This window comes from Algoriphagus ratkowskyi (assembly GCF_002150505.1).
GTDB lineage: Bacteria > Bacteroidota > Bacteroidia > Cytophagales > Cyclobacteriaceae > Algoriphagus > Algoriphagus ratkowskyi.
The window spans coordinates 78,783-93,040 of record NZ_MSSV01000002.1 but is presented as its reverse complement, the minus strand read 5'-3'; the positions used below and the strand labels follow the sequence as shown (position 1 = coordinate 93,040).

Here is a 14,258-nt window from a genome sequence, read left to right as displayed (position 1 = left end):
TCCCTGCTATTGGCCAAAACTGTCCCATGCAAAAGTAGCCGATATAGGATAATGATCTGAGTAGTCTACTTCAGTATGTGTTTTAAATTCTATTGCTTTGAGCTTTTTGCTTGAGAAAATATGGTCAATTCTCAGAAAAAACAAGATACGATTATACGTGAATCCGAAGCCTCTTCCAGCATTTTCAAATGCATTTTCATAATCTTCACCTAATTTGAAATAGGTGTACGAGTAAGGTATTTCATTCAAATCACCGAGTAGAATTAATGCATGAGGACTATTTTTCATATGCTCCAAAAGCACTTTGAGTTGTTTGCTTCTAGCCAAACTTCCTCTTTGCAATTTCCCCAAGGTTTGTCTATAATTTTCTTTAACACCTTCTAGATTTTCTAGAGCATCAGAATCAATGCGCATTGACTCTAGGTGAGCATTGTAAATTCTGATAGTGTCATTTTTTACTAAAATGTCTGCGAAAATTGCACCATTTGTTCCTTGCGCATCAAATACCTTTCCATCATTGATAATTGGGTACTTGGAAAAAATGGCCAGTCCGTTGGACCTTTTCTTAGAATTGCCATCAGTAATGTGATATGAGACTTTATAGTTTGAATTCTTGCCGAGAATTTTCAATGCATCTCGAGAGGGGGTAGTGTTATCCTGATAAAACTCCTGAAATACTTTCACATCTGCCGGCTGATCTTGTAGCCAAGAAAGTACATTTGATTCAGGTGTAGTCTCACTTTTTGGATTGTCAAAGAACATATGCGCATTATAGGAGAGTACCTTAAGCCCTTCTGAAGCTTCGTGTTTGGGGTGAATCTGGAATGTAGCAATGAAAAACTTATACCCTATTAGCAAGGCTAATAGAGGTAAGAAGGCTATTTTTCGCCAAGAAAGAATTAATATTACTAGTAGAAAAAGATTTACAAGTAAAATCACAGGGATAAAAAACGGCAAAAGTCCTACGTATCGAAAATACTCTGGTGAGATGTAAACACTGGCAAACAACACAAGGGTAAGGGCAAAAATGAGCCAAATAATGATCTTCATGAAATAAAATTGATGCCGTAATATATTGTGCAATGTATCATGATCCTATTTTGGTGTTTAGCGTATTAGCTCCTGAGCAATCTTTGATCCAATTGATTATCCATCCCCAGAATTCATTCAAGCTGATTCGTAAAGGTAGAATTTTTGCTTCTGAAGCAAATGATTGGAGTACAAATGATGAAATAGAGGCTATAATTTTGCTCATTTACTAAATATTAGTTATTTCGATAGAAAATTACCCAATATGAAAAAGTACCAAGCGATAGTATCGACTGCAATGATAGCGCTAGTTTTAGCTTCCTGTACGGAACCAAAAGGTTCTGAATCAGCTGAATCTGAAGTGGCTTCTGAGACCAAAGAAGCAGCTGAAACTACAGAGTCCAGACCAAGTCCATTAATGGTCAAGCAAGGTAAAGTTGCTGGCAAGACAATTAAAGTTCAATATGGTTCTCCTGCTGTGAAAGAGCGTGAATTATGGGGTGATTTAGTGCCTTATAATGTAGTATGGAGAACGGGTGCTAATGAGGCTTCTTTTGTAGAACTAGCCGAAGATGTAACTGTGGAAGGAAAAAAACTTTCAGCTGGCAAGTACTCGTTGTTCACAATTCCTAAGGAGTCCGGACCATGGACAGTGATTTTTAATTCTGATTGGGAATTGGAACATGGGCATTTTCAGTATGACGAAAAAAATGATGTGCTTCGCGTAGAAGTAACTCCAGTTTGGGGAGATACTAGTCAAGAATCACTATCAATGGAAGTAGAAAATCCTGGAATAATCATTCGTTGGGAAAAACTAAAGCTACCAATCAGCATTAAATAGTTACTTATATAATTCTTTTAAAGCCCTCAAAAATGCGTTTTGAGGGCTTTTTTTTGACTTCGATCAAATAGAATTACTTGAAATGCTTAATAGTTACCAGATTGGGCTAAATTCGTCACCTTACCTAAAATCGATTCAATGAAGTACATAGGATTTTTTGTCGCTTTTGCATTGACTATTGCCCTTGCTGTAGCAGTATCTAGACCTTTTGGAGCGATTCCACCTTTGGCTCCATTACTTGACCCAAATAATGGATTCTGGCAAAATACATTCTCTGAAGATGAATTGGCAGAGGAGGAATTAGAGCTTAGTAATTTGAGTGCTGAAGTGAAAGTGATTTATGATGAAAATCTTATTCCACATGTTTTTGCAAGTAACGACGCTGACTTATACAGAGCTCAAGGATACATCACGGCAAAACATAGACTTTGGCAGATGGAATTCCAAACCATGGCAGCGGGAGGGAGACTTTCTGAGGTTGTAGGTTCTTTGGCTTTGGACCTAGATAGAATGACTCGTAGAAAAGGTCTGTCTTATGGAGCTGAAAAAGGTGCGGAGTTTATCAAAGAAAATGATCCGGAGTCTTATCTTTTGTTAGAAGCTTATGCAGACGGAGTGAATCAATACATAGACCAGCTATCTGATGCAAGGCTTCCAGTAGAATATAAGATATTGAATTACAGGCCAGAACACTGGTCGGCTTTCAAGTCCATACTATTGTTGAAATACATGACAGATATGTTGGTCGGTGATCGGGATTTGGAATACTCAAATTTACGTAAGATTCTTGGTGAGGTGATGCTGGACAAACTATATCCCGAATATCCTCAAGGTGTCGATCCTATCATAGAATCTGGGCATAAGTGGGGTTTCAAGTCTCTTTCTGTGACTCGTCCAGATAGTATCTCGTATCCAGATAATCTATTGTTGATAGATCCTATGCCTCAGCCAGAAGATGGTACAGGCTCAAACAACTGGGCGGTATCTGGCTCAAAAACTAAAAGTGGCAACCCAATATTGGCCAATGACCCACATTTGAGTTTGAATCTCCCTTCGCTTTGGTACTCGATGCAATTGACCACACCTGATCATTCTGTCAAAGGTGCGACTTTACCGGGTGCACTTGGTGTGATTTCAGGGTTTAATGAAGATATCGCTTGGGGTGTTACGAATGCCACTAGAGATACACGAGATTGGTATAAAATAACTTTTCAGGACAATACTAGAAAAGCCTATCGCTATGGAGATAGGTGGGAGCAGACAACATTCAGAATTGAGGAGATAAAAGTGAAGGGAGAAAAAGTGTTTCTTGACACGGTGGTCTATACACATTATGGACCTGTAGTCTATGACAAAACCTTTAATTCCAATCGTCAGGATGTGAATTTTGCGTTGAAATGGAATGTCCATGAAGGCTCAAATGAGCAGAAGACCTTTCTGCTTTTAAATGCTTCCAAAAATCATGAAGATTACAATGAAGCGTTGAATAACTATACTGCCCCTGCGCAGAACTTTGTGTTTGCGTCCAAAAGCGGCGATATCGCGATGAGAATTCAGGGGAAATTCCCTCTGAAATGGAGAGGTCAAGGAAAATTTTTTATGGATGGTGCAGATCCTAGAATGGAATGGCAGGGCTATATTCCAAATGACCAAAATGCTAGAACTTTAAATCCTTCTCGTGGTTTTGTAAGTTCGGCAAATCAACATCCTACCGACTCGACCTATCCTTATTATGTATTCGATAATAGCTTTGAGTTCTATAGAAATCGCCGCCTGAATAACCAACTTAAAGGAATGAGTAACATTACCGTTGAGGATATGCAGGGCTTACAGTTCGATGATTATTATCTCCATGCTGCTGAAGCATTGCCAATTATGTTAGGGCTGCTGGGTAAGGATTCAGAATCTGACGCTGTGGCCAAAAAGTATCTTGCTCTACTAAACGAATGGGATTTTTACGCTGACCCTAATCAAAAGGCTCCTACAGTTTTTTATATCTGGTGGAAGAAAACCTATGCACATATCTGGACCGATCTTACAAATAACATAGCCCCAGTCGTACTGCCAAGCTATTATCAAACTGTACTTTTCATGAAGAATGAGCCAACTGACTCTATTTTTAATCTAAAGAATACTGCAGATATTGAAACTGCTGCTACTCATGTGAAGCAAGGATTCAAAGAGATGCTCGTGGATATGGCAAAGTGGGAAGCAGACGAAGGGGATTTTTCCTGGGCCAATTACAAAAGGACTAAAATACAACACCTGGTTCCACAGTTCAAGTCATTTTCTGTAGATAATGTATATACAGGCGGAGGTTCTGGAATGCTAAATGCCACTAGCGATAGAGCTGGTGCAAGTTGGAGAATGGTAGTAGAGTTAGGGGAAGAAATAAAGGCATTTGGGATATATCCGGGTGGACAATCTGGCAATCCAGGAAGTAAGTATTATAGCAATTTCATTAATAAATGGGCAAATGGCGAGTATCTGAATTTTGATTTGAGGAAATCTGATCAAGCAGAGGGCGTATTATTCCAAACTATTTTAAACTAAAGCCATGAAATCGAGCATGTCTCAAACCACACACACTGGGATGATTATGAACCATGCGAGATTCCATGTGACAATTAAAAGACAAATTATAAACACATGAAATTCATACTAGTCACTTTTCTCACTGCCTTGCTTATCATTATTATTAATCCATTTCTTCCTTATTGGGCAGTTATGATATTTATCGCAATTCTTACTGCATTGGTAGGTATAAATGGAGTAGGAGCTTTTTTCGCAGGGGGATTAGGAATGGGCCTTGCATGGCTTGGACAGAGCATCTATATCGGTATAATTTCTGGCAGTCAATTACCCCAAAAAATGAGTGAATTGATGGGGTTGGGTTCTGATATGGTTTTATTTGCGGTCACTGGCTTACTCGGGTTTCTTCTTGGGGCTTTTAGTGCGCTAAGTGGGAGTTTATTTCGAAAATCCCTCAAAAGGAAGCCTACAAATATCTATGGCGGCTGATCTGATATTATCTAGGTAATTTTCGACTACAAATCTTCATCAAAAAAACCTGATTTATTTTTCCTATTCATTGCAATGAGTACCTTTGTTACTCACTATGCAGGTGTTTTTTTATGCTTGAATCTTTAATAACCTCAAAGACACGATTGAGGTTACTTGTGAAGTTTTTTGTTAACTCCAAAACACGGAGCCATCTGAGAGGATTGGCAGAAGAATTTGGAGAATCTACTAATGCTATTCGCAAAGAGTTGAACAACTTAACAAAAGCAGGATTTTTGGTAAAAGAAACTGATAAAAATAAAATCGCGTACAAGGCAAACGTAGCTCACCCCTTTTTTACAAATATTCAAGAAATCATTCGAAAGTATTTGGGCTTGGATAAGCTCTTGGAGCAAATACTCGAAAGAATGGGAGAGGTGAGTCAGGTGATTTTAGTTGGGGATCTTTCAAAAGGTATCGATTCGGGAAAGATAGACGTAGTGGTGATTGGTGATAACCTAAACGAAGATTATATCTTAAATCTATCGAATAAGATAGAGGAGATGATTGATCGAAAAGTGGTATTGACATTGCTTGTTGAGAGGATGGTTTCCACTGGCTTGATATTATTTGACAGGGAAGAAGTAGTTTAGATAGCTTGGAGTAGAGTTAATTGCGTATGGTTATAGGCACATTTGTGACTGAAAGGGCGAAGCTTTGTGCAATTGCCCGTGAATCCTTTAAAAGTCAGAAATTAGTAACTGATTAAATTGTAAAATTGAGTTGAACTCGAACACTATAAAATTGGAAAAATATACTTGGTTGAAGAATACCAAAAGTTACTTATTACTGGTGATTTTTTTGGTTGTAGGCTTTGTGGCACAAAGTCAGAGTCTTTCTGATATACAAAATCTTAAAGTGGATGACTTGTCTGATGCGCAAATCGAACAATTGATTAAACGTGCAGAGTCAAACGGATTAACTACCAATCAGTTAACGGCTTTGGCACGTGAGAGAGGTATGCCTGCCTTGGAAGCAGGTAAACTAAGTAAACGAATCAGCGAGCTACAAATGTCTGTCGGATCACAAGGTGAGGGACAAAGTGGTTCTGGAAGTAGGACGGTCAATGGTTTTCAAGAAGAAGACATGTTTGATTCCATTCGTAGATCTGATCCGTATTTTGATTTGACATTAAAGCAGAAGAAGATTTTTGGTTATAAATTGTTTCATAATCGGGAGCTAAACTTTAATCCTAGCTTAAATATTCCTACGCCTATGTCCTATGTAATTGGTTCAGGAGATCAATTATTATTAGATGTCTACGGCTCATCACAGCAGTCTTATGATTTGGATGTCAGTCCGGAAGGAAGAGTTTTTATTCCAAATGTTGGCCCAGTTCAAGTGGGTGGGTCGAGTATTGAAGCTGCTACGGCAAGAATAAAAACTGCCCTAGGTAGGATCTATTCAGGTCTTAATGGAGCTAACCCAAATACTTTCATTCAACTAAGACTTGGAAATATTCGCTCCATCAAAGTGTCTATGGTTGGAGAGTTGACCAAGCCAGGCACTTATACACTTCCTTCTTTTGCAACAGTCTTCAATGGTCTATATGCCGCAGGCGGTCCTAACGAAAATGGAGCTTTTAGAAAGATTCAAGTGTATAGAGATAGTAGATTAGTGGCTACAGTAGATATCTATGAATTTCTAGCAAAAGGTGTTCAGAGTGCCAACATCACCCTTCAGGATAATGATGTAGTGATCGTTCCACCAGTAGAAACTAGAGTTGAAATCAGTGGTCCAGTTCGTAGAGAAGGTCTATTTGAAGTCAAAGCTGGGGAGTCACTTGAGGAGTTGTATGTCTATACTGGTGGCTTCACCAGCATAGCTTATCGTGACAGAGTAACTGTAAGGAGAATTGAAAATAATCAGCGAAAAGTAGTAGATGTTCCTTCTGATGAATTCGCATCATTTTCATTGAAAGATGGAGATGAAATATTGATTGGCGAAGCATTAGATAGATTTTCAAATAGAGTTCAAGTAACTGGATCCGTCACCCGACCAGGTGAATATTCTTTGGATGAAAGCGGATTGACAGTGAAAGGATTAGTAGAAAAAGCACAAGGATTGAAGCCTGAAGCATTTTCAACTAGGGCTACATTGTACAGGACAAGTGCTGACTTGACTTTGGCCGCAGAGCCGCTCGATTTGAAAGGAATATTAAGCGGATCAGTTCAAGATGTTGCATTGAAAAATGAGGATCTTTTATTTGTCCCTAGTAGGTATGATATTCAGGAAGAGTACTATGTGAAAATATCTGGAGAGATCAACTATCCAGGTACTTATCCATTTGCATCAGAAATGACTGTTGGCGATCTAATTTTAAGATCAGGTGGAATGTTAGAGTCAGCCACTAATTCTTCAATAGAGATAGCTAGAAGAGTGCGAGATGGGTCTTCAGGGAAAATAGCTGAAATACAGACCTTGACAATTGACCCTAATCTGGAATTGACTGCTGAAGAGAAGAATAGTCCACTTCAACCTTTTGATCATGTTTTTATACGAAGGAGTCCAGGGTTTGAAAGAGAGCAGTTGGTGTCTATACGAGGTGAAGTGACCTATCCAGGAGATTTTGCAATTGCATCAGCAAATGAGCGAATCTCTGATGTAGTCAAACGCGCTGGAGGGATCACTCAATATGCCTATCCAAAAGGAGCTAGCTTGATCAGAAGGACTGTCTATTATAAAGGTCAAACAGAGGAGGAGATACGGGCACAATCTCTTAAGGAAATTTTATATAATCTGGACCCTGAGACTAATAGGAACTCGAATGAGGCAGAACAGCTACTTTATGACAGGATTGATAAAAAGATTGCTCAAAATGAACTAGAGAAGTATAAACGTGAGAAAGCAGAGCAAAAACGTAGATTATTCGATATATCCCCAGCCTTTGATACTCTCCGGCAAGACTCGACGATCACTTCTATGCGAATGAAAGAGCAAGATTTCGTTGGGATCGATCTTGGGTATATTTTACAGCATCCAGGATCAGAAGAGGATCTGATACTTTTAGAAGGTGATGTAATTCAGATTCCAAAAGAATTACAGACCGTAAGAATGGTTGGAGAAGTGTTGTTGCCTACCACCACAAGATTCAGTAAAAACAGTAGTCTTAAAAATTATATCTCTAAAGCTGGTGGTTTTACTGAAGTTGCAAGACGCGGAAAAACTTATGTAGTCTATGCAAATGGAGATGCTAAAAGGACCCATAACTTCTTAGGGATAAATTTTTACCCAGAATTGGAGCCTGGAGCTGAGATTGTAGTACCTAGAAAGCCTATTAAAAATCGGATGGGGGCGGGAACGTGGATAGGTATTGCTTCTAGTCTTGCTACAGTAGCTATCTTGGTGCAGACCATTGTAAATAACAGTAAATAGTAATTACCATAATACTAGTTAGAAAAATATGAAAATTGCAGTAGTAGGTACAGGCTATGTTGGCTTGGTTTCAGGAGCATGTTTTGCTGACGTAGGGATCGAAGTGACTTGTGTTGATATTGATCAAAAGAAAATTGATAACCTCAAAAATGGCATTATGCCAATCTATGAGCCAGGACTTGAAGAAGTTGTTGTTAGAAATTTTAAGAGTGGAAGACTTAAATTTAGTACTGATTTGGGCGAAGCCATTCAGGGTGCAGCTGTAGCTTTTATTGCTGTAGGCACACCTCCAGGTGAAGATGGGTCAGCCGATTTGAAATATGTCTTGGGTGTAGCGGATGAAATCGGAGCTAAAATGACCGATTACATTGTAGTAGCTACCAAAAGCACAGTCCCTGTGACTACAGGAGAGAAAGTTAGAGAAGCGATCAAAAAAGCTTTGGATAAAAGAGCATCTGATTTGCCATTTGCCGTAGCATCCAATCCTGAATTCTTGAAGGAGGGTGCTGCCGTGGAAGATTTCTTGAAACCTGACAGAATTGTAATTGGCGTGGATGACGCTCGAGCAGAAGAGATTATGAAACGTTTGTATAAGCCATTCCAATTGAGCGGAGAGCGCATCATATACATGGATATCCCATCTGCAGAGATGACAAAATATGCGGCAAATGCAATGTTAGCCACCAAAATCTCTTTTATGAACGACATCGCTAACCTCTGCGAACTTGTAGGTGCAGATGCGAATATGGTACGAAAAGGAATAGGTTCCGATCCTCGGATTGGCAATAAATTCATTTATCCAGGTGTTGGTTATGGAGGATCCTGTTTTCCAAAAGACGTAAAAGCAATAATCAGAACTGCCAAACAATATGGTTATGATCTCAGAGTACTCCAGTCTGTAGAAGATGTGAATGATGATCAGAAGTATGTGCTTTCCAAGAAAGTGAAGGCGCACTTTGGTGAGGATCTTACCGGATTGACGTTCGCTATGTGGGGGCTGAGCTTCAAACCCAATACGGATGATATGCGCGAGGCTCCAGCTGGAGTGATTATCGATGAGCTAAGGGCTGCAGGTGCCAAAGTAAAAGCATATGATCCTGTAGCAATGGACGAAGCAAGAGCGCACTACATTTTCGATAAAGTGACCTATTGCAAGGATGCGTACGAAGCCTTAGTAGATGCAGATGCTTTGCTATTGATCACGGAGTGGTCGGAATTCAGAATCCCTAGCTGGGATGTCATGGGTAAGCTGCTGAAGAATAAAGTGATCTTCGATGGAAGAAATATTTATGATAAAAAGTATTTAAAGACCTTAGGATTTGAGACTTATGGTATTGGATCTAAATGATTTTATTGCCCTTGGGTTTCGCTCAAGGGCATAACTTTGTGTTGAGTAATAAATAACTATGATAATAGCAGGAGCTGGTGGACATGGCAAAGAAGTAAGACATGTCTTAATTCAACAAGGCTTTTCCCATTCTGAGATTTCCTTTTTTGACGAAGACCCAACTAGATTAATAGATTCAGGAATACTTAGCTCAGAAGAAACACAAGCTCACTTCAGTAAAGATTCTCGATTTGTGTTGGGTGTTGGTAATCCATTTTTTCGTGAAAAATTATACAATTTATTAGTAGCGCTGGGTGGTACATTATTTGGTTTAACTAACCATCATCCTGTTCTTTCGGAAGATTTAGCATATGGATTTGACGAAATGCCCTTCAGTTTTATTGGTCCTGATACAAAAATAGGATTGGGTGTTTTGGTTAATACTCGTGCTCACATTCACCATGACTGCGAGGTAGGTGATTTCAGCGAAATCGGGCCTGGAGCAATGATGCTGGGAGGTTCTAAGATTGGAAAACATTGTCGTATTGGCGCTGGAGTGATTGTATTACCAGGAGTTGAGTTAGGTGACGGAGTCATTGTAGGTGCAGGGGCTGTGGTCACGAAGTCAGTATTTGAAAAGTCAACCCTGGTAGGTATTCCTGCAAAGACTTTAATTTAAAGATTTATATTCAAATTTAACCTTCATTTCAAACAAATAGAAATTGCAAATGCCTTCAAATGGTCAGTCAAAAGTGGAAATGGATTACCTAGAATTGATCCAGAAAATTTTCAGAAATAAGAGAAGGTTATTACTATTTACTTTGGGAGGTCTGGTTGTCGGAATATTAATTGCGTCGACTAGTCCCAAGGAATACACCTCTTCCTCTCTGGTAATTCTTGAAGAAGCAGATGGCGGAGCACAACTTGGCCAAATGGGAGCCTTAGTTGGACTCGCTGGGATTACACTACCGCAAATGCAGGGAGACCAAGCAGTGTTGAGCTCGGAATTATTTCCTGATGTGATTCATAGCAGGGATTTTTTGCTTAGCATTATGAAAGAGTCCTTTTACTTTCACACGATGGGTAAGGAGATGACTTTGGAGGAATATTATCTTGAAGAGAAGCCAGGGAATATTGTAAAGAAAACCATAGACTATGTATTCAGTATTCCAGTTATAGTAATTGGCTTATTTTCTTCCCAAGAGTTAGTAATATCTTCAGATGAGACAAGTCCAAATAAGGAGGAAGAAGTTTTGCCTTACGTTTTAGTATCCTCTTCAGAGATTTTCGCAATGGGACAATTAAAGTCGAAAATTTTGATCGAGGATAAAATGAAGTTGCTAGAGCTAAAGGTGTCAATGCCTGAGGCATTAGTCGCAGCTAAAGTCAATGCAATCGTTTTTCAAAGATTGATCGACTATGTCACTAATTACAAAACGGCCAAGCAAAAAGTTAATTTAGAGTTTATTGCAGAACGAGTAATTGAGGCAGAAGATAAATTTCAACAAGCACAAATGAAACTTGCTTCCTATAGAGATTCCAATCAAGGTATGATCTCTCGAAGAGCTATGACTAAAGAGGAGCAGCTACAATTTGAATTTAATATTGCCTTCAATATTTACAATTCGATGAAGCAGGAGTTGGAGCAAGCAACTATTCAACTTAAAAAAGATACTCCAATATTTACTGTTATGGAAAAAGCGAGTATTCCATTAGGGCCTAGTAAACCCAATAAGCCTCTAATCATTGTCTTTAGTTTATTTCTAGGTTTTTTTGTTGGTGTTTTATTTTCACTCTACAGGATATTGCTTTCCCTATATGTTAAGTAATCAAAATATGCGTGCTATTCAAATGGTGGACTTACGGTCCCAATATGATTTAATCAAAACTGAGGTAGATCAGGCTATTCAAGAAGTCATCGATACGACAGCATTTATCAATGGTCCTCAGGTAAAAAGTTTTTCTAGCTCTTTGGCTGCTTACACCGGCGCCAAATTCGCTATTACCTGCGGCAATGGTACAGATGCACTTCAGATAGCGATGATGGGCTTAGACTTTCAGCCCGGACAAGAAGTTATCGTTCCAGCTTTTACCTATGTGGCTACGGCTGAGGTGATAGCTTTATTAGGTTTAGTTCCAATATTCATTGATGTAATTGATTCTACTTATGAGTTAGATATTACTGAATTAGAATCTAAAATAACATCAAAAACTGCTGGAATAGTACCTGTTCATCTTTATGGACAATGCTCTAATATGGAAGCAATTTTGGATGTTGCAAAGAAGCACAACATCAAAGTCATTGAAGATACTGCTCAGGCAATAGGTGCGAAATACACGTTCTCAGACGGAAGAGTTATGCAGGCTGGTACCATGGGAGATATAGGGACTACCTCATTTTTCCCCTCCAAAAACCTAGGTTGCTATGGAGATGGAGGAGCCATGTTCACCAACGATGAAAAATTGGCGGAGAAACTGCACATGATTGCCAACCACGGTCAGAAGAAAAAATACCATCATCATATTGTTGGAGTGAATTCTCGACTTGATACACTTCAAGGGGCTATTTTAAATGTTAAGCTAAAGCACCTTGATCGATATTCTGCTTCAAGAAATGAAGTGGCAGATCAGTACGATAAAGCTTTTGCTGGACATGAGCATATAAAAATTCCTGCAAGGGCGGCAAATTCTACCCATGCCTTTCACCAGTATACGATACAGGTTGAGGGAATCAGTAGGGAAGAATTGAAAAGTTATCTGGCTGAAAATGGTGTTCCTTCCATGGTTTATTATCCACTTCCACTTCATCAGCAGGAAGCCTATAAGAATTTGGGATTTCTGAAGGGTGATTTCCCGGTAGCAGAATCGCTTTGTGAGAAAGTGCTATCACTTCCTATACACACGGAGATGAAAGCAGATGATCAAGCGTATATAATTGAAACGATAAATAAGTTTTTTTCATAAAATTTAGCGTGGCACTAATGTAATTTAGCATGTTATTTCAATCGCGCTAGATCGACAATCCGACCACATAAAAATCAATAGATAGATGAAAGAATATTTTGCACATGAAAGTGCCTACATAGATGAAGGCTGTGAAATCGGAGCTGGAACTAAAATCTGGCATTTTTCGCATGTGATGCCTAATTGTAAATTAGGGAAAGGATGTAACCTCGGTCAGAATGTAGTTGTTTCGCCAGGAGTGGTCTTGGGCAACAATGTAAAGGTTCAAAACAACGTTTCTATTTATACTGGAGTGACATGTGATGATGATGTGTTTCTAGGTCCATCGATGGTTTTCACTAACGTGATCAACCCAAGAAGTGCGGTGAACCGGAAGTCAGAATATGCCAAAACACATGTGGGAAAAGGTGCCAGCATTGGTGCTAACGCGACGATTGTATGTGGACATGACATCGGTTCGTTTGCTTTTGTAGGTGCCGGTTCAGTAATCACCAAAAACGTTCCTGCCTATGCCTTAATGGTAGGTAATCCTGCCCGACAAATGGGTTGGATGAGCGAATTTGGAAGTAAGTTAGTTTTTAATGAGCAAGGTGAAGCTGAGTGCAAAGAAACAGGCGATCGCTATGTGCTTCAAAACAATCAAGTAACCAAACTTTAAGAATGAAGAATTTTGCATTGATAGGTGCCGCAGGATACATTGCTCCTCGACACATGAAAGCAGTAAAAGATACAGGAAACACGCTGTCGGCAGCATATGATAAATTTGACAGTGTAGGTGTGATGGATAGTCACTTTCCAGAGGCTGCTTTTTTTACCGAGTTTGAGCGTTTCGACAGGCATGTTGAGAAATTAAAAAGGTCTAACAACCCTATTGATTATGTAAGTATATGCTCACCAAATTACCTCCATGATTCACATATTCGTTTTGGATTGCGTGTAGGAGCTAATGTTATTTGTGAGAAACCATTAGTGCTAAATCCTTGGAATATCGATGCTTTGTCAGAGGTGGAGAAGGAGCACGGTACACGTGTGTTCAATATCCTTCAGTTGCGGTTACATTCCTCCATTATTGCGCTTAAGAAACAAATAGAAGAAGGTCCAGCGGATAAAATATATGATGTTGATTTAGCTTACATTACTTCTAGAGGAAATTGGTACTATACATCTTGGAAAGGTGATGTGAGCAAATCTGGAGGCATTGCTACCAACATTGGCGTTCACTTTTATGATATGCTTACCTGGGTATTTGGGTCGGTAAAGAAAAATGTGGTCCATTTACATACCCATGACAGAGCAGCAGGTTATTTCGAATTAGAAAGAGCTAGAATTCGTTGGTTTTTGAGCATAAATGAAGATACTCTGCCAGACGCAGTAAAAACACGAGGAGGAAGAACTTACCGATCGCTAACCATGGAAGGCACTGAAATTGAATTCAGCGATGGATTTACAGAGCTTCACACACACAGTTACCAGCATATATTAGAAGGAAAAGGCTTCGGATTAGAAGAAGCAAGGCCAAGTATCGAAATCGTGCAGCATATCAGACATGCAGAACCTATAGGCTTAAAGGGTGATTATCATCCTTTGGCAGCTGGAGAATTGGCAAAGCATCCGTTTTCGGCAACCTAATGTTTTTGGCTTTTGAGCTGTGCTATTTCTTCT

13 protein-coding genes are annotated in these 14,258 nt (G+C 39.3%); 11 read left to right on the top strand and 2 right to left on the bottom strand.

Going from position 1 to position 14,258, the window contains the following annotated elements:
• Positions 1–6 precede the first annotated feature (6 nt).
• Positions 7–1,050 carry an endonuclease/exonuclease/phosphatase family protein gene (locus BVH02_RS02150; RefSeq protein WP_086498384.1) on the bottom strand — a complete coding sequence of 348 codons (1,044 nt, stop codon included), beginning with the start codon at positions 1,048–1,050 and terminating at the stop codon, positions 7–9.
• Between the two features lie 37 nt (positions 1,051–1,087).
• Positions 1,088–1,255 carry a hypothetical protein gene (locus tag BVH02_RS21355; protein WP_158093848.1) on the bottom strand — a complete coding sequence of 56 codons (168 nt, stop codon included), beginning with the start codon at positions 1,253–1,255 and terminating at the stop codon, positions 1,088–1,090.
• 39 nt (positions 1,256–1,294) lie between these two features.
• Here BVH02_RS21355 and BVH02_RS02140 point away from each other — a divergent pair, with 39 nt between their 5' ends.
• The 11 genes from BVH02_RS02140 (at position 1,295) to BVH02_RS02090 (ending at position 14,225) form a co-directional block, all read left to right on the top strand.
• Positions 1,295–1,870: a DUF2911 domain-containing protein gene (locus BVH02_RS02140; protein WP_086498378.1), complete on the top strand. Its 576-nt coding sequence runs from the start codon at positions 1,295–1,297 to the stop codon at positions 1,868–1,870.
• 138 nt (positions 1,871–2,008) lie between these two features.
• Complete coding sequence (locus BVH02_RS02135) at positions 2,009–4,423, top strand: penicillin acylase family protein (protein ID WP_086498377.1); 2,415 nt, start codon at positions 2,009–2,011, stop codon at positions 4,421–4,423.
• A 96-nt stretch (positions 4,424–4,519) separates the two neighbouring features.
• Positions 4,520–4,891: a hypothetical protein gene (locus BVH02_RS02130; protein ID WP_086498375.1), complete on the top strand. Its 372-nt coding sequence runs from the start codon at positions 4,520–4,522 to the stop codon at positions 4,889–4,891.
• A gap of 203 nt (positions 4,892–5,094) precedes the next feature.
• Entirely contained in the window at positions 5,095–5,523 is a 429-nt protein-coding gene (locus BVH02_RS02125; protein WP_317045410.1) for an ArsR family transcriptional regulator, read from the top strand.
• A gap of 169 nt (positions 5,524–5,692) precedes the next feature.
• Positions 5,693–8,305: an SLBB domain-containing protein gene (locus BVH02_RS02120; protein ID WP_191278308.1), complete on the top strand. Its 2,613-nt coding sequence runs from the start codon at positions 5,693–5,695 to the stop codon at positions 8,303–8,305.
• A 28-nt stretch (positions 8,306–8,333) separates the two neighbouring features.
• Positions 8,334–9,653 (top strand): UDP-glucose dehydrogenase family protein, encoded by a 1,320-nt coding sequence (locus BVH02_RS02115; protein WP_086498371.1) that lies wholly within the window; start codon positions 8,334–8,336, stop codon positions 9,651–9,653.
• 58 nt (positions 9,654–9,711) lie between these two features.
• A complete protein-coding gene (locus tag BVH02_RS02110; RefSeq protein WP_086498370.1) occupies positions 9,712–10,311 on the top strand; it encodes an acetyltransferase in 600 nt (199 codons plus the stop codon).
• A 49-nt stretch (positions 10,312–10,360) separates the two neighbouring features.
• On the top strand, positions 10,361–11,461 hold the full coding sequence (locus BVH02_RS02105) for a GNVR domain-containing protein (protein WP_086498368.1): 1,101 nt from the start codon (positions 10,361–10,363) through the stop codon (positions 11,459–11,461).
• Between the two features lie 7 nt (positions 11,462–11,468).
• A complete protein-coding gene (locus BVH02_RS02100) occupies positions 11,469–12,596 on the top strand; it encodes a DegT/DnrJ/EryC1/StrS family aminotransferase (RefSeq protein WP_086498951.1) in 1,128 nt (375 codons plus the stop codon).
• A gap of 85 nt (positions 12,597–12,681) precedes the next feature.
• Positions 12,682–13,254, top strand: a complete 573-nt coding sequence (locus BVH02_RS02095) for an acyltransferase (protein WP_086498366.1) — start codon at positions 12,682–12,684, stop codon at positions 13,252–13,254.
• A gap of 2 nt (positions 13,255–13,256) precedes the next feature.
• Positions 13,257–14,225, top strand: coding sequence for a Gfo/Idh/MocA family protein (locus tag BVH02_RS02090; RefSeq protein ID WP_086498363.1), 969 nt, complete (start codon positions 13,257–13,259; stop codon positions 14,223–14,225).
• Positions 14,226–14,258 lie beyond the last annotated feature (33 nt).